We start from the raw sequence: 15,982 nt of genomic DNA, 5'->3' as shown, positions 1-15,982 counted from the left end.
AGGGGAGCACAAAGACAGGATGCCAAGGCTTATCATCTGTGCGGAGGGGCCTGCCGGCATGGCCTCGTGGCGGGCGGCTTTCCATGACGTGGCGCCCGATCTGGCGCTGGCCGCATGGCATGACCCCGCGCTGGAACCCGGGACTGATGATTATGCGCTGGTCTGGAACCCCACGGCGGATGACCTTGGCCGGATGGGCGGGCTCAAGGCCATCATCTGCACGGGCGCAGGGGTCAATCATCTGCTCGACAACCCGGCCTTTCCCCAGCATGTGCCGCTGGTGCGCATGGGCGGCGAGCAGACAGCAATCCTGATGGCCGATTACGTGTTATGGGCCACGCTTGGCCTGGTGCGGGGCGCGCGGGCGTGGGTGGTGCAGCAGAACGCGCATCAATGGCATAACCCGCGCACCAGCACGCGTACCAGCACCCAGACCCGCGTGGGCATAATGGGCATGGGGCATCTTGGCGCGCATGTGGGCCAGGTGTTGCGGCAGGTCGGTTTCAAGGTTTCAGGCTGGCGGCGTTCGGCGCAGATGGTGCCGGGCATCCGCACCTTTGCCGGACCTTCGGAACTGCCTGATTTTTTGCGTGATGTGGATATTCTGGTCAACCTGTTGCCCAGCACGCCGCAGACGCGCGGCATGATCGATTACGCCCTGCTGGCGCAACTGCCGCGCGGGGCGGGGCTGGTCAATGTCGGGCGCGGCAACCATGTGGTGCAGGCCGACCTGCTCCGCGCGCTTGATGAGGGCGTGCTTGGCGGCGCGGTGCTTGATGTGGTGGTGCCTGAACCCCTGCCGCCGGATGACCCATTATGGTCGCATGAGCGCGTGACCATTACCCCGCATGTGGCCTCCGAGGCCTCGCGGGAGGCACAGGCGCGTTATGTGGTGGAGGTCATTGGCCAGATGGAGCGCAACGAGCGGCCCGCCCTGCTGTGCGACCCCCGGCGGGGATACTGAAACCGGCAGGACATGCCGGAAAACAATAAAAGTTTCCGGGTGCCGCCTTTTTCAAAAAGGCGGTGTTCTTCCGGCTTCCTTGTGTTTTCATGGTTGACCCCCGCGCCCGCAAGGGCTTTTTTAAATCAATACGGCAATGGATTCTGCCGGACCATGCTGGTCGAACCGCTGCCCGCAAGGGCGCTGATGATTCCTGCCCACTGCCTTTATGGCAACAAGGGGAGGCGTCCGTGTAGCGTTTCGCATAGCCATGATCCACGGCCAGATAAGAACTGGCCAACTGTTCCATCCTGAATGCCGGGTTTACCGAACCATCATGAATATTGCTGCACTTGCGCGGGCTGTGGCCCGCCAGTCGGAGGGCCTGCTCAAATGGGCCAGCCTGCTGCTGCCCATGGCGGCCTGCGTGGGCACGCTGTGCGCCCTGTTCCTGTGGCTGCTCGACCGGGCGGCGCAGACACGCCTGCTGCACCCGTGGCTGCTTTACGGCCTGCCGGTGGCGGGTGTTGCCGTGGGGCTGCTCTATTACGCATGGGGGCGCGCGGCCGAGGGGGGCAATAACCTGATCGTGGACCAGATCCACGAACCTGGCGGCGGCGTGCCCCTGCGCATGGCGCCGCTGGTGCTCGTGGGCACGGTGGTCAGCCACCTGTTCGGGGCATCGGTGGGGCGTGAGGGCACGGCGGTGCAGATGGGCGGCAGCATTGCCAGCACGGTAGGGCGGGTGTGGCGCCTGATCAACCCGTACGAGATCCGGGTCCTGCTCATGTCCGGCATCGCGGCGGGGTTTTCCGCCGTGTTCGGCACGCCGGTGGCGGGCGCCGTGTTTGGCATGGAAGTGATCCGGGTTGGCCGCATTGATTATGATGCCCTTGTTCCCGTGGCCTTGAGCGCCATCGTGGCGGACTGGACCTGCCATGCATGGGGCATGGAGCATGTGCCCTATCACCTGGCCTTTCAGGGTTATGCCGGGGCGGATGGACATTTTTTCCATGCCGACCTGCTGCTGCTGGGCAAGGTCATGGTGGCGGCGGTGGCCTTCGGGCTGGCCAGCCTCGTATTTGCTGAATCGGTGCACCGGCTGGCGGCCCGCCTGCGGCAGGTCTGCCCGGTGGTGTGGCTGCGACCCGCATTGGGCGGGATTGCGACCATCGCCCTGGTGTGGCTGTGTGGATCGCGTGACTATCTGGGGCTGGGCATTATCGCACCCGAGGCTGGCGGGGCGTCCATTACCAATTTCTTTGGCAGCGGGCATTACCCGCTGGCCTGGGCGTGGAAGCTGGTCTTTACGGTGGTCGTGCTGGCCGCGGGCTTCAAGGGGGGTGAGGTCACGCCGCTGTTCTTCATCGGGGCGGGGCTGGGCAATGCGCTGGCCCCATTGCTGCACGCCCCGGCGGACCTGCTGGCGGGGGTGGGGTTTGTCGCGGTGTTTGCGGGGGCGGCCAATACGCCGCTGGCCTGTACGCTCATGGGGGTGGAACTGTTCGGCACGGCGGATATCGTCTATTTCGCCACCGGCTGTTTCGTGGCCTATATATGCTCGGGTCATTCAGGCATCTACCTGTCCCAGCGCGTGGCCGTGCCCAAGCGGCACCAGGCGCGCGGCATGATTGGCATGGCATTGCGGCAGGCCCGCATGGGGAGACCGGAACCATGAACATGATGCGTGGTCTGTGCGCAGGGCTTGGCCTGCTGGCCATGCTGCGGCCTGCCTGTGGCGCGCCGGTCAGGGCTGGCCCCTCCATGGCTGAACAGCGGATCATCGACCGGCAGATCAGCCACATTGCCGATCCCGCCACGCGCCGCGCCGTGCAGGGGCAGGACATGGCGTGGCAGATGACCACCTTCCTGTGCCAGAATGCGGCGCGGCGCGTGCTGGTGCGCATGGGCAGCGAGCCACACCGTTTTTTCCTGCAGGATGCGGGGCCGGGCAGCCAGGTCGTGGCCAGTGCCGCGCTGGTGTCGGGGCGGGGGCAGTTCCTGCGGGCGGGCAGGGGCATCGAGTGGGTCGGTTTTGCGTGGGCATGCCATCTTGATCCCGCCACCGGGCATGTGGCGCATTTTGATGCAAGCCCCACCGGGCCGGTGCAGGCCGGGCCATGAAGGGTCGGATCGCGGGGCTCGTGGCCCTTACGCTATGGAGCCTGTCATTACAGGCGCGGGCCACGACCGTGCCTGATTGCAAGGCGCGGCAGATCGTGGTGAGCCTTGATGACGGGCAAGGCGTATTCAATGGCATGATGCACAGCGGCACATGGGTTATCGTGCGCAACACCGGCGCGCGTGCCTGCTCGGTTGCGGGGATGCGGCCGCTTTTGTTTGAAGATGGCCACCATCATCCCCTTGCCGTGGCATGGCAGCCAGTCGTGTCCGCGCCGGCCATGGGGCTGCCTGCGGGCGGGCAGGTGAAAACCGCCCTGCGCTGGGTCTCTGGCAATGTGTTCGACCCCGGTGCGTGCATGACACCGGCAACAGTGGTAATGCCCCTGCGCCACGGGCAGGTGCGGCATGGTTTTGCCCGTACCCTGTGCGGCCCCGCCAATAGTCCCCCTGCGATCGAGCAGCAGCCATGGACCGAGGGGCCACCTGAAGCCGAATAAAAGTTTTTGGTAAAGCTTTTTTCACAAAAAGCTTTGAAAAGAACGCCGCCTTTTAAAAAAAAGGCGGCACCCGAAAACGTTTATTATTTTACCATCAGCGCGTCAGCGCCTTGAAGTTGCGGGTCTGCTCGGTCAGCGCGACCTCGACGGGCAGGCGCTCCATGCTCGATGCACCATAAAAGCCGTGGCAGCCCGGGCAGGCGGCAAGCACTTTCTGCGCATCGGCGGGCATGGCGATCGGGCCGCCGTGGCACAGCATGATGATGTCGGGGCGCACGCTGCGCGCAGCCTCGATGATCGCGTTGATCTGCGCCGTGCAGTCATCGAGCGTGAGCGCCGTTTCCGCGCCGATCGCGCCGCCCGTGGTCAGCCCCATATGGGCCACCAGCACGTCAGCACCCGCCTTGGCCATGTCCACCGCCTGGGCGGGGTCGAACACGTAGGGCGTGGTCAGCAGGTCTTTTTTGTGGGCGCGGGCCACCACATCCACCTCAAGGCTGTAGCTCATGCCGGTTTCCTCAAGGTTCTTGCGGAAATTGCCGTCAATCAGCCCCACGGTGGGGAAGTTCTGGATGCCCGAAAAGCCGACCCGCTTCACGTCATCAAGGAACACGTCAAAATCCACGAACGGGTCGGTGCCATTCACCCCGGCCAGCACGGGGGTGTTGGGCACCACGGGCAGGACCTCGCGCGCCATGTCCATCACGATCTGGTTGGCGTTGCCATAGGCCAGCAGCCCCGCCAGCGAGCCACGGCCCGCCATGCGGTACCGCCCGGAATTGTAGATGACGATCAGGTCGATGCCGCCCGCCGCCTCGCATTTGGCGGACAGGCCAGTGCCCGCGCCGCCACCTACGATGGGCGTGCGCGCGGCGATCATGCTGCGGAAGCGGGCGAGGATTTCACTACGGGCAATACGGGGCATCAGGGTTGGTCTCCATAAAGATGCGAAAATTCATGCGCCAGCGCCGCGGCGAAGGCCGGGTCGTTGATCGCATGGGGAAGGCGGATCAGCCGACGCTGCGCGGTCTGCTCCAGTGTCTCGGCCAGGGCGGCATAAAAGGCTTCATCGGCTTCGGGGTCATGGAACGGGCCGCCGGGCTGGTCGAGCACGGAAAACCCGCCCTCGGGATAGAGAAAGCGCACTTCGCCCGCGCAGCGGTTGAGCTGGTGGCCGATCATGTGGCCCATGGCCCGGCATTCGGCTGCATTCGTGCGCATCAGCGTGATCTGGGGATTGTGCTCGACAAACACGCGGCCCCTGTAATGGGCGGGCACGCTGGCGCGGGCACCGAAATTGACCATGTCCAGTCCGCCGCAACTGCCCACGTAAGGCAGGCCGGTGCGGATGACCGCGCCAAGCCGGTCGGCATCGCACGCAAAGATGCCGCCAGCCACGTAATCGCAGAACTCGGTCAGCGTCGTGTCGATGAAGCCGCTGATCATCCCGTCATCGGCCAGCCGCTCCATGGCGCGGCCGCCGGTGCCGGTGGCGTGGAACACAAGGCAGTCAAACCGGCCGGAAAGCTGGTGCACCACCTGCTCCACGCATGGCGTGGTCACGCCGAACATGGTCAGGCCAATGGCGGGGCGTGGGTCGGGCGCGGGGCGGCATGGGCTGCGCGCCATGCCCGCCATGGCATGGGCCGCGTTACCCAGCACCACGCGCGAGATGCGGTTGAGCCCCTCCATGTCCGTCACCGGATAGAGCATGGCAATGTCGGCGCCCCCCACATAGGGCGCGGTATTGCCCGAGGCCACGGTCGAGACCACCAGCTTGGGCAGGCCGATGGGCAGCGCCTGCAGGGCAGGAGCCACCAGCGCCGTGCCGCCCGAGCCGCCAATGGCCAGCACGCCGCGCATGTCGGTGCGCGTGCGCAGGAACACGCACAGCGCTTCCGCCATTGCCGCAATCGCTCGCCCCCGGTCGCCACAGAAAACGTAATCTTCTCCCTTCGGGTGGCAGCGGGCGACCGCGCGGGCGCTGATATCGGCCTCGTGCCCCGCATGCCGCGTGCCGGTATCGACAATCAGCGCCGCAATCCCGCTCTCGCGCAGGGTCTGGCGCAGATAGGTCAGTTCGGCCTGCTTGGTGTCGCAGGTGCCCAGAATGTAAACATGGCCTGAATTCATGTCATGCCTCCGCACGCTGGCGGGCCAGCAGGGCGAGCACAATGCCCGCGCCCAGCGTGGCGCAGGCCCCGCCCAGCACGAACACGCCCGCGTACCCGCACCGGTCAGCCAGCAGCCCCGCCAGCGGGCCGGTGGCGCCATAGGCCAGGTCCTGAAATGCCGCGAAGCCGCCTAGTGCCGTGGCCCGCATGGCAGGGGCTACCAGCCGCACCACCTCGACCCCGAGGGCGGGGAAGACCATGGAGCAGCCCGCCCCGGTCAGCAGCGCGCCCCCCAGCGCCAGCGCGGGCGAGGGCGCAAGCCAGAGCAGGTATTGCCCCGCCGCCTCGACCACCAGCGAGAACAGCGCGACCTGCAGCCCGCCCATCCGGTCAGGCAGGTGCCCGCACACAAAGCGCCCGGCCACGAAGGCCGCGCCAAAACAGGTCAGCCCCAGCCCGGCGCCGGGCCAGTGGGCGTGGATGAAGCGCAGCGGCAGGAACGCGCCCAGTGCGGCAAAGCCCACGCCCTGCAGGGCCACGGCCATGCCCTGCCAGCGGATTGTGCCCAGCACCTGCCAGAATGGCGGCCTGCCGCCCGCATGTGTCGGGGTGGCGGGTATGGTCTGCACCAGTGCCAGCCCCACCAGCGGCAGCAGGGCGGCCACGCCCATGAGCGCGCCCAGCCCCGCCTGCTGGTACAGCGCCAGCCCGATCGGGCCGCCCACGGCAAAGGCGCCGTACATGGCCGCCCCCGTCCAGGCCAGCACGCGGCCCGCGCGCGCCTGCCCCACCAGCCCGATGCCCCAGCCCAGCATGCCCACGATGGTCAGGCTTTCGCCCACGCCCAGCAGGAGCCTGCCTGCGACCACGATGGCGTAGCGCGCGCCGTTGCCCAGGCCGGGCAGGGCAGCGAGGGCGCAGAGCAGGCTGGCCGCCACATACACCGTCAGCCCGGTGCGCATGCATGGCCTGCCGCCTCGTGTATCAGCCATCTGGCCCGCATGGTTGCGGCTGAGAATGGTGGAGAAGAAGGCAATGCCCACCGCCAGCCCCGCCAGCCCGTTGCCATAACCCGGCCAGTGCAGCACGGCCACCGGAATGGCGGCCAGCGGCAGGGCCACGGCCATGTAGGCCAGGAACAGCGCAATGGCGAGACGGCCAAGCTGGCGCAGGGATGCGGCCTCAGAGTTCACGGGTCACATGCACCGAAAGCGGCGCGGCCAGTGCCGTGGCGAACACGGCTTTCATGGCCTGGAAGTGGGGTGTTTCTTCATGGGCGGTCAGGGCTTGGGGGCTGGCCCAGCGCTCGACAAACACGAAAACGGCAGGGTCGTTGATGTCACGGTGGCATTGATAGGACAGGTTGCTCGCCTCCCGCCGTGACAGCGCCACGCACTGGCGGATGGCGTCGAGCGCTGCCGTTTCATGCCCCGGCAGGATGCGGAGCGTGGCAATGACCGTGATGGGCTGCGCTGTCATGACAATATCCTCGCCAGATGTGTTTTATGGTGTGGCGAGCATAGGAGCGTGTAACACTTTTCTTCCACGAAGAAAGTGTCACGTGACACTATTGTCCATGCCATCAAGCACATGGCGCAGCCGGTGCAGGGCCTCACGCAGGTCGGGCAGGGGTGTCGGGCCAAGGCACAGGCGAATGCCCGCTGGCGCACCGGCTTCCTCCGCGTGGACCATGAAGGGCCGGGGCAGGCTGACCGTCACGCCCTGCCGGGCAGCCTGTGCCCCGAATGCCTGTGCGCGGGCCAGTGGCATGGGCATCCATGCATGAAAGGCATCATAAGGCGGCAGCACAAGATGAGGGCCAAGCACGGACTGCGCCAGTGCGCGGCGGCGTTCCGCCTCGCCCCGCAGCGACTGCCGCACGGAGGCCGCCGTGCCATCAAGCATCCACTGCGCCATCATGGCATAGGAGAGCGGGGCGATCATGAGCGATGCGCTCAGCAATGCGTCGCGGGCCGCCTGCATGAACCCCTGCGGCGGCGCCAGTGCCCCGATGCGCAGGCCGGGGCTGAGGGTCTTTGACAGGCTGCTGACATAAAAGGTCCGCTCCGGCGCCAGTGTCACCAGCGGGGGCAGGGCGGTATCGGGCGCGCAGTCATAGACATCATCTTCAATGATCAGCGCATCATGGCGGCTGCACAGGCGCGCGATGTCCCGCCTGCGGCCCGCACTCATGGTGGCGGTGGTGGGGTTGTGCATGGTCGGCGTGACATAGAGCACGCAGCGCCGGGGGGCGTGCTGGCGCAGGGCGTGGTCAAGTGCTGCGGGCAGCAGGCCCTGCGCATCCATCGGCAGGCCCTGTACGCACAGGCCCGCCTGCCGCGCAAGGGACAGCATGCCGGGATAGGTCAGGGCCTCGGTCAGCATGACGGGGGTGCTTGCGCGCGCGGCGGCAAGGGCCACGCCAAGCGCCTGCTGCGCCCCGCTGGTCAGCAGCAACTGGTCGGGCGCAAGGTCCACGCCGAGTTCCGCCAGCCAGTGGGCCATGATGCGCCGGTGTTCGATATGACCCGCCACGGGCGGATAGACATTGAACAGCGCCGGATCGACCGTGCGGGCAAGGCGGCCCAGCGTGCGGGCCAGCGCGCGGTCGCTGAACATGGGCGGCGGCATGTTGGCGGAAAGGTCAAGCATCTGCGCCGTGCCGTTGGGGCTGGCGGCGACAAAGGTGCCCCGCCCGCGCACGCTGCGCACCAGTCCGCGCCGCTCCAGCGTGGCGTAGGCCCGCGTCACGCTGCCAATGCCGATGCCAAGCTGCCAGGCCAGCGGGCGGTGCGCGGGCAGGCGGTCGCCTGATTGCAGCCGGCCGCCGAGTATGTCACCGGCCAGGGCTTCGGCCAGCCTTTCGGCAGGAGGGCCGTCGCCTGCGGGCAGGCGTGGCGGCCAGGGGGAACGCAGGCGCATGCGTGACAGACCTGAATCCTGTTGCGGTGGCCCAGCCATAGCAGGCCAGGGCAGGGGGCGGAACCGGCGCCGTGCGATTGCCGCTTTTTTGCCCGCGCTGTTACGGTATCGGTATGACAGGACCAATGTTGGCCTGTCTTGCGCGGTGATGATGCGCACGGACCAGGGCGCGGGGGATGCAGCGAATGGGGCAAGCGGATCTGAACCATGACGGAGGGGCCGGAACCGGCAAGGCTTATGGCGCGCGGCCGCTGCTGGTCATGGCGGGGCTGTTTTTCATCATCGGGTTTGTCACGTGGCTCAATGGGCCGCTGATCACCTTTGTGCAGGTTGCCTTCGGGCTGGGGCCGGTGGGGGCCTTTCTGGTGCCAATGTGTTTTTACCTTGCCTATTTTTTCTGTGCGTTTCCTGCCACGGCACTGGCGCGGCGCCTGGGCCTGTACTGTGGCATCAGGCTGGCGCTCGGGGTCATGGCGGCGGGCACGCTGGGGTTTGGCGAATGCGTGGGGCGGCAATGGTACCCCGGCGCGCTGGCGGGGCTGTCGGTGCTGGGGGCAGGGCTGACGCTGCTGCAGGTTGCGGTCAATCCCTATGTTACGCTGCTTGGGCCGGCCGCGCAGGCGGCGCGGCGCATTGCGTGGATGGGAATTGCCAACAAGCTTTCCGGAATTATCGCACCTGTTGTATTTTCAATCCTTGTCATGCCTGATATCGGCGGGGTGGTGGCCCGTCTGGCGCAGGCCGGTCCCGCCCGCCAGCATGCGGCCATGCTGACCGGTTTTGCCCACGCGGTGGTGCTGCCCTATCGGAGCATGGCGGCTGCGCTGCTGCTTGTGGCGCTGGCCCTGCGCCATGCGGGCCTGCCTGACCTGCGCCTGACCTGCCGGGATGTCGCGCCACCCACGGGGCGCATGCCAGCGCGGGCATGGGTCGGGATCGGGGTGGTGTTTGTTTATGTGGGGGTTGAGGTGATGGCGGGCGACGGTATCGGCCTTTATGCGCGCGGCATGGGGCTGGCTGTGGAGCAGACCCGTTTTCTCACCGCGTTCACGCTGGCTGCCATGCTGGGCGGGTATGGGCTGGGCAGCATGATGGTGCCTGCCGTGGTCAGGCCCGCGCCCTATCTGGCCCTGTCTGCCGCCATGGGGGTGGGGCTGTGCGTTGCGGCCATCATGGCCCACGGCATGAGCTCGGTGCTGTGCGTGGCCCTGCTGGGGCTGGCCAATGCCATGATGATGCCAATCCTCTTTCCGCTGGTGCTGCACGGGGCGGGGGCATGGCGGGCGCGGGTGAATGCGCTGCTGGTCATGGCGTTTTGCGGGGGTGCTGTCATGCCGCAATGTTTTGCCCTGCTGCAGGGGGCATGGGGCATGAAAGCGGCCTTCATGGGGCTGGTCGTGCCGGGCTATGGGGTGATCGGGCTTTTTGCGCTGGGCGCATGGCGGCGCGCGTGGGGCTTGGGTCGTGCTGCGTGATGGGGCACCATGGGCCGTGCCTTTAACGGAATAATGGTCATCATGCGCTTTCCACCCCGTATTCGCCCTTTTGCCATGGCTGTTCTTTGCGCGGGCACGGCCTGCACGCCTGCCCTGGCCGCCCCGGCGCTGATGCCGCAGCCCGTGCGGTACCAGCCGCAAGGCAGTGCCCTGCCGCTTGCGGGCGGGGTGCAGGTGCAGTGGCAGGGCGTGCGCTCCCCCCTGCTGGAGCGGGCGGTGGCGCGTTTCGGGCAGCGCCTGGCCGCGCTGAGCGCACGCCCGGCGGTAGCGGGCGCGCCTGCGGGGCTGGTGCTGCGCATCAACTGCCAGCATCCCGACCCGGATATGCTGTCGGTTCGCATGCGCGAGCACTACCAGTTGCGAACGGGGCCCGATGGCGCAACACTGGTGGCCGATGGCCCGGCAGGCGTGCTGCGCGGGCTGGCCACGCTGCTGCAACTCGTTGAACCCGGCGAGGCGGGGCCGATGCTCGATGGGGCCGAGATTGATGACAGCCCGCGTTTTGCATGGCGCGGCCTGCTGGTCGATGTCAGCCGCCATTTCATGTCACCTGCGGCCCTTGAGCGGCAACTCGACATGATGGAACTGACCAAGTTCAACGTGCTGCACCTGCATCTGTCTGACGGGCAGGGCTTCCGGGTGGAAAGCAGGGTCTATCCGCGCCTTCAGCAGGTGGCATCCCATGGGCAATACTATACCCAGCAGCAGGTGCGCGACCTTGTGGCCTCTGCTGCCGATCGCGGCATCCGCGTCGTGCCGGAATTCGATGTGCCGGGCCACAGCTACGCCATGCTGCTGGCCTACCCGCAATATGCCGCCCAGCCCGTCACAACCCCGCTCGACCCCAAACGGGTGGTCCGCGCCGCACTCGATCCCACGAACCCCGATACCTATGTGTTCCTGACCCGGCTCTACCATGAAATGGCGGGCCTGTTCCCCGATGCCTATTTCCATGTGGGCGGCGATGAGGTGCGGCCTGATGAATGGACGGCCAATCCCCGCATCAGCGCCTCTATGCAGCAGCATGGCTATGCCGGTGCCCCGGCCCTGCAGGCCGCCTTCACCCGCCGCGTGCTCGCCATCGTGGCGCATGAGGGCAAGACCATGATGGGCTGGGATGAACTGCTTGATGCGCCGACACCCCCCGGCATCGTGATCGAGCCGTGGCGTGGCTCGCGTTATACGGCGCAGGCTACGGCGGCAGGGCACCCGGTGGTGGTCTCGGCTGGGTATTATCTCGACCTGCTGCTGCCTGCCGCCGATCATTACCGTGTGGACCCGCTCGACCCGCTGGGCAATGGCCTGCCGCCCGATCAGGTCGCCGCGGCCCATGCCCCGGCACTCGCCTCCTTTGCCCTTGACCCCGCCGCCTCCATGACCACGGCGCAGGACGGGCTGGTGCTGGGGGCGGAGGCAGCGTTGTGGACCGAGATCGTGAGCGAGGAAATGCTCGATGCCCGCCTGTGGCCGCGCGCGGCTGCCCTGGCCGAGCGCTTCTGGTCGCCCGCCACCGTGCGCGATGAGGCTGCACTGGACCGCCGCCTGCCCGTGGTGCAGGCGGAACTGGAAGTGCTGGGCAACCGCGCCGCAGCCGATCGCCACCGCATGATGGCCCGTCTTGCCCCTGATGGCGTTGCCCCGCTTGCCACCCTGCTGGCCGTGACCACCCCGGTGCGCAATTACGCGCTCAACCATGTATTCGGCCCGGGGCATGTGGCGGCTACATCCACCCCGCCCGCGCTGGACCGGGTGGCTGATATCGCGACACCTGACAGTTTTCAGGCCACAGCCTTTATGCGCGACGTGGCAGCCTATGTAGGCGGCCAGCGTGATCTTGCCGCCAGCCTGCGCGCCCGGCTGGAAATCTGGCGTGATAACGATACGCGGCTGCGCCAGGTCGTGGCCACCCGCCCCGCCCTGCGCGAGGCCCTGCCCGCATCGGGCCAACTGGCGGAACTGGCAACAGTGGGGCTGTATGCGCTTGATGGCACGCTCGCGGCGCATCAGGTGCAGGTGGATGCGGTGCTACAGACAGCGCAGGCCCAGTTTGCTGCCTCGGCATCCATGCTGGCGGTGCGCACGAACCCGCAGCCTGCGGGTGACCTGCTCCAGGCCATTACCCCCGGCATTGCGGGGCTGGTGCAGGGGCATATGTAAAACCGAAGGATTGCCCGAAGAACGGTCAGGCCATGATCTGGTCAAGCGCCGCGCAGAAGGCCTGTATGTCCTGCGCCGAGCCAACCGTCACGCGTGACATGGTAGGCCAGATGGGCCAGCTCCGGCCGATATCCACTTTGCTTCTGGCAAAGGCATCGCGCATGGTCTGGGCAGGCTGCTTCCAGTCCACCATGAACATGTTGGCATTGCTGGGCAGGTAGGTCAGGCCGCGTTTTTTCAGGTGGGCGAAGGTTTCTTCCCGCGCGGCGATCATCTGCTTGCGGCGTTCGGCAATCGCGGCAGCCCGGGTCAGGCTGGCGGTGCCGGTGGCAAGTGCTACGATCGAGAGCGTGCCCGACTGGCTGGTGCCGTCATAGCGCATCATTTTGGCATGCAGGTCGGGCCGCGCCATGCTCAGGCCCAGCCGCAGGCCCGCCATGGCAAACAGCTTGGAGAAGGTGCGCAGAACAACCACATCCCTGTTCTCCGCCACGAGCTTTGCCGCACTCGGCGTGCCTGCGAAGTGGATATAGGCCTCATCAACCAGAACGATCGACCCTGCGGGCTTGTGGGCGACAAGCCATTTGATATCGGCCAGCGGGGTGACGGTGCCGGTCGGGTTGTTGGGCGAGCACATATAATAGATGCCCGCATTCGGGTCAGCCGCCAGCATGGCCCTGACATCGGTGGCATATCCGTTTTCCGCCCGCAGCGGCACCTTGGTTACTTTCACCCCCAGCCATGCGGCGGTGCGCCAGGCGTTCTCGAACGTGGGGTCGGCCGTGACCAGCCCGCGCGTGGGCGAGCAGAAGGTCACAACCGTGCGTGAAAGCGGGTCGCTCGATCCCGGCCAGGGCAGGATATGGGTTTGCGGCACCTTCTCGACCTGCGCGACGGTGTCGATCAACTGCGCGTGCAGGTTCGAGGGTTCATAACGGTTGCCATACTGTACCATCGCAGCCCCTGCCTGCGCGGCCTCGGGGAAGGGGCCGGTCCAGCATTCATTGCTGCCAAGGCGCACCATGCCGACCTTGCTCTGTACCTCTTCTATCGGTGCCTTGGCGGGCACGCTCCTGGCCGCTGCGGCGCGGCTGATGAGCGGGGAGGCGGCCATCGCGGCGGAGCCAAGCCCGAGCAGGGCGGAAATGCGCCCGAACTGCCAGCGGGAATAGCCGCGCTCCAGCAGGTCTTCGCGTACTTCTTTCAGCCATCAAGGAGTGCTGTTGCCGCAGCCGTCGCCACATCACGGCGCAGGGCCACCACGTTGCCGCGCCCGTCCGGGTGCACGCGGTTGGTCAGGATCAGCACGTAGCTGTCGCTCTGCGGGTCGATCCATACCGAAGTGCCGGTAAAGCCGGTATGCCCGAACGACCCGGCAGGAAAACGCCCGCCCCGCGCGCTGGAATAATGCGTGGCAATATCCCACCCCAGCCCACGCAGGTCGGTTTTGCCCGCAGGCTGCTGGGGCGTGGTCATCAGCACCACGGTGTCCTGACGGAGCGGGAAGGGCGTGCCCGGCCGCCCCGCGCGGCGGTCGAGCAGCGCCTGGGCGTAGCGGCACAGATCACCTGCGGTGGAAAAAAGCCCGGCATGGCCCGCCACCCCACCCATGCGGCGCGTGGTCGGGTCATGCACCACGCCGCGCAGCATGTGGCCGGTTTCATCCATCTGCGTGGGCGCGATGCGCGGCACAAGGGCGGGCGGGGGCAGAAAACACGACTGCGCCAGCCCCATCGGGCGCAGGATGGTGTCCGTGGCATAGGTGGCAAGGGGCTGGCCGGTCAGTTTTTCCACCACGAAGCCAAGGGCAAGGTAATTGATGTCGCTATACACGAAACCCTGCCCCGGCGGGTGGTCGGGCCGGGCGTTCAGGGTCAGCTTGCGGCCCTCCGCCGCGCCCTGCCAGGGTGATGTCAGGTCAAGGTCGGGCGGCAGACCGGAATAATGGGTGAGCAGGTGCCGGATGGTGATGGCCGATTTGGCGTTGGCGGCAAATTCCGGCAGGTAATGGCACACGGGCACATCCAGCCCCACCAGCCCGCGCTCCCATAACTGCATGATGGCGGGCGCGGTGATGAGCGCCTTGGTGAGGGAGGCCATGTCGAACATGGTATCCCATGTCATGGCCTCATGGCGGGGGATGAGGGCGCGCAGGCCATAGACGGCCCGGTGCACGACCGCGCCCGCATGGCCCACGGCGCAGACAACGCCGGGGGTTTCATGCTGGCTGACCGCGCGGCGCAGCCTTGCGTCAACGCCTGGCATGGGCATGCGCGCATCGGATCGCGCGCGGGCGGCACAGGCCGAAAGGCCAAGCGCCAGGCCGCCCGCCATCATGCCGCGCCGGGTCGGGGCAGAGTAGCGTGCCACTACGCGCGCCTGCGCGTGGTGGTGGCACGGATATAGAAGGCGGCGGTGACAAGCAGCCCCACCACCCATGATATGTCCACCCCATGCAGGCGGCGGGCCAGGCTGCCGGTATGAAACCCGTTCTGCATGAAGGGCATTTCAATGGCTATGCCGATGCCATAGGCGCACAGGGCGGGAATGTTGCAGTAGCCATAGGCCCCGCCATCGCGGCGGAAAAAGGAGGCGACATCATAACGGCCCCGGCGCAGCAGGTAGTAATCGGTCAGGTTGATGGCCGTCCACGGCACCATGATGGCCATGAGCAGGTCGAGGAAGGCGGCATAGGATTTCATGAAGCTGTCGGCCATGCCCAGCGCCATGCCCAGCGCGATCGCCACCAGCGTGCAGGTGACAAGGATGCGTTCGCGCAGCGCGGCGCGCCAGTCCGGCATGAAGGTCTGGAGCACGGTTATGGCCGACAGCGCCCCGCCATACAGGCTCATGGCGTTGCCAAGGGCGATGGAGAGCGAAAGCACGATCATGATCGGTGTCGCCTGGCTGCCTGCCAGTTGCGCCAGCGTGGTCGCGATGGATACGCCCGGCCCGTGCAGCGCGATCATGCAGCCCAGAATCATGGGGAGCGCCGTGCCGGTGACCGTGCCGAAATAGGTGGTGAGAAAGGCGGTGCGGCGGCCGGCTTCATCAGCGGGCAGGTAGCGCGATGAATCCGATACATAGGGCGCATAGGCGATCTGCCACAGCGCCGCCGTGGAAAAGGTGCTGAAAAAACCCGCGACCGAACCATGCATGTCGCCCAGCGTGCCGGGGGGGAAGGCTTCATAGCCCAGCCACAGGCAGTACAGGATCACCGCCCCCGCCACCCAGCTGACCACCTTCGACCAGGCATGGATGGTGTGGTAGCCCATGCAGCACGGCACAAGGCTCAGCACCGCAATGACCAGGATCGCGTTGCGCCGCCCGGTCATGGGCAGGGCCGCATGGAGCGCCTCGCCCCCCACCACGAAGTTCGAGGCCACGAAGCCGATATACATGAGCACGACAAGCCCGATGATGGGCACCGCGCCATAAAAGCCGAACTGCCCCCGGCTCTGCACCATCTGCGGCACGCCCAGCATGGGCCCCTGGGCCGCATGCAGCGCCATGAACACGGCTCCCGCCAGATTGCCCAGCACGACGGCAATGGCCGACCACGTAAATGACAGCCCGAACAGCCCCGGCCCCAGCGCGCCGGTGACCACCGTGAGCAGGGTCAGGTTGGTGCTGAACCAGACCGCGAACAGGTCGCGCGCGCGGCCATGGCGCTGGTCGGGTGGAATCTGGTGTATGGTGTGGGTTTCAAACGCCGTGCTCATCAAACGC

At 66.8% G+C, this 15,982-nt stretch carries 14 protein-coding genes and 1 riboswitch; of the genes, 6 read left to right on the top strand and 8 right to left on the bottom strand.

Going from position 1 to position 15,982, the window contains the following annotated elements:
* Positions 1 to 19: 19 nt before the first annotated feature.
* From HNW77_RS06525 to HNW77_RS06510, 4 genes are all read left to right on the top strand, one after another.
* Positions 20 to 964: a 2-hydroxyacid dehydrogenase gene (locus HNW77_RS06525; protein ID WP_172156235.1), complete on the top strand. Its 945-nt coding sequence runs from the start codon at positions 20 to 22 to the stop codon at positions 962 to 964.
* 123 nt (positions 965 to 1,087) lie between these two features.
* A riboswitch (Fluoride riboswitch) is annotated at positions 1,088 to 1,167 on the top strand.
* A 113-nt stretch (positions 1,168 to 1,280) separates the two neighbouring features.
* The gene (locus HNW77_RS06520; RefSeq protein WP_172156233.1) at positions 1,281 to 2,621 is read left to right on the top strand and encodes a voltage-gated chloride channel family protein; all 1,341 of its coding nucleotides are present in this window, start codon (positions 1,281 to 1,283) and stop codon (positions 2,619 to 2,621) included.
* On the top strand, positions 2,618 to 3,067 hold the full coding sequence (locus tag HNW77_RS06515; protein ID WP_172156231.1) for a hypothetical protein: 450 nt from the start codon (positions 2,618 to 2,620) through the stop codon (positions 3,065 to 3,067). Before HNW77_RS06520 ends, HNW77_RS06515 begins: the two co-directional genes overlap by 4 nt.
* Complete coding sequence (locus HNW77_RS06510; protein WP_172156229.1) at positions 3,064 to 3,564, top strand: DUF4232 domain-containing protein; 501 nt, start codon at positions 3,064 to 3,066, stop codon at positions 3,562 to 3,564. The genes HNW77_RS06515 and HNW77_RS06510 overlap by 4 nt, the downstream gene beginning before the upstream one ends.
* A 94-nt stretch (positions 3,565 to 3,658) precedes the next feature.
* Here the strand turns inward: HNW77_RS06510 and HNW77_RS06505 are convergent, their stop codons facing one another.
* The 5 genes from HNW77_RS06505 to HNW77_RS06485 all read right to left on the bottom strand — a co-directional run bounded on the left by HNW77_RS06505 (position 3,659) and on the right by HNW77_RS06485 (position 8,600).
* Positions 3,659 to 4,489: a phosphoenolpyruvate hydrolase family protein gene (locus HNW77_RS06505; protein WP_172156227.1), complete on the bottom strand. Its 831-nt coding sequence runs from the start codon at positions 4,487 to 4,489 to the stop codon at positions 3,659 to 3,661.
* Positions 4,489 to 5,697, bottom strand: coding sequence for a Tm-1-like ATP-binding domain-containing protein (locus HNW77_RS06500; RefSeq protein WP_172156225.1), 1,209 nt, complete (start codon positions 5,695 to 5,697; stop codon positions 4,489 to 4,491). The genes HNW77_RS06505 and HNW77_RS06500 overlap by 1 nt, the downstream gene beginning before the upstream one ends.
* 1 nt (position 5,698) lies before the next feature.
* The gene (locus tag HNW77_RS06495) at positions 5,699 to 6,871 is read right to left on the bottom strand and encodes an arabinose transporter (protein WP_172156223.1); all 1,173 of its coding nucleotides are present in this window, start codon (positions 6,869 to 6,871) and stop codon (positions 5,699 to 5,701) included.
* Positions 6,861 to 7,157 (bottom strand): putative quinol monooxygenase, encoded by a 297-nt coding sequence (locus tag HNW77_RS06490; protein WP_172156221.1) that lies wholly within the window; start codon positions 7,155 to 7,157, stop codon positions 6,861 to 6,863. The genes HNW77_RS06495 and HNW77_RS06490 overlap by 11 nt, the downstream gene beginning before the upstream one ends.
* A gap of 78 nt (positions 7,158 to 7,235) precedes the next feature.
* On the bottom strand, positions 7,236 to 8,600 hold the full coding sequence (locus HNW77_RS06485; protein WP_172156219.1) for an aminotransferase-like domain-containing protein: 1,365 nt from the start codon (positions 8,598 to 8,600) through the stop codon (positions 7,236 to 7,238).
* 185 nt (positions 8,601 to 8,785) lie between these two features.
* On the opposite strand from HNW77_RS06485, the gene gluP reads away from it, so the two are divergent.
* Together gluP and HNW77_RS06475 are read left to right on the top strand one after the other, a co-directional pair.
* Entirely contained in the window at positions 8,786 to 10,075 is a 1,290-nt protein-coding gene (gluP, locus tag HNW77_RS06480; RefSeq protein WP_172156217.1) for a glucose/galactose MFS transporter, read from the top strand.
* 42 nt (positions 10,076 to 10,117) lie between these two features.
* Positions 10,118 to 12,253: a beta-N-acetylhexosaminidase gene (locus HNW77_RS06475; RefSeq protein ID WP_172156215.1), complete on the top strand. Its 2,136-nt coding sequence runs from the start codon at positions 10,118 to 10,120 to the stop codon at positions 12,251 to 12,253.
* A gap of 25 nt (positions 12,254 to 12,278) precedes the next feature.
* Here the strand turns inward: HNW77_RS06475 and HNW77_RS06470 are convergent, their stop codons facing one another.
* From HNW77_RS06470 to HNW77_RS06460, 3 genes are read right to left on the bottom strand one after another with little or no spacing between them, the layout of a single operon-like run.
* Positions 12,279 to 13,436, bottom strand: a complete 1,158-nt coding sequence (locus tag HNW77_RS06470) for a pyridoxal phosphate-dependent aminotransferase (protein WP_241694329.1) — start codon at positions 13,434 to 13,436, stop codon at positions 12,279 to 12,281.
* Positions 13,437 to 13,456: 20 nt separating this feature from the next.
* A complete protein-coding gene (locus tag HNW77_RS06465; RefSeq protein ID WP_172156280.1) occupies positions 13,457 to 14,590 on the bottom strand; it encodes a serine hydrolase domain-containing protein in 1,134 nt (377 codons plus the stop codon).
* Between the two features lie 32 nt (positions 14,591 to 14,622).
* Positions 14,623 to 15,975 carry a purine-cytosine permease family protein gene (locus HNW77_RS06460; protein ID WP_172156213.1) on the bottom strand — a complete coding sequence of 451 codons (1,353 nt, stop codon included), beginning with the start codon at positions 15,973 to 15,975 and terminating at the stop codon, positions 14,623 to 14,625.
* Between the last annotated feature and the right edge of the window lie 7 nt (positions 15,976 to 15,982).

It is taken from the genome of Komagataeibacter melomenusus, from assembly GCF_013155395.1.
GTDB lineage: Bacteria > Pseudomonadota > Alphaproteobacteria > Acetobacterales > Acetobacteraceae > Komagataeibacter > Komagataeibacter melomenusus.
The sequence above is the reverse complement of the archived record's forward strand: the minus strand, read 5'-3'. Positions and strand labels throughout refer to the sequence as shown.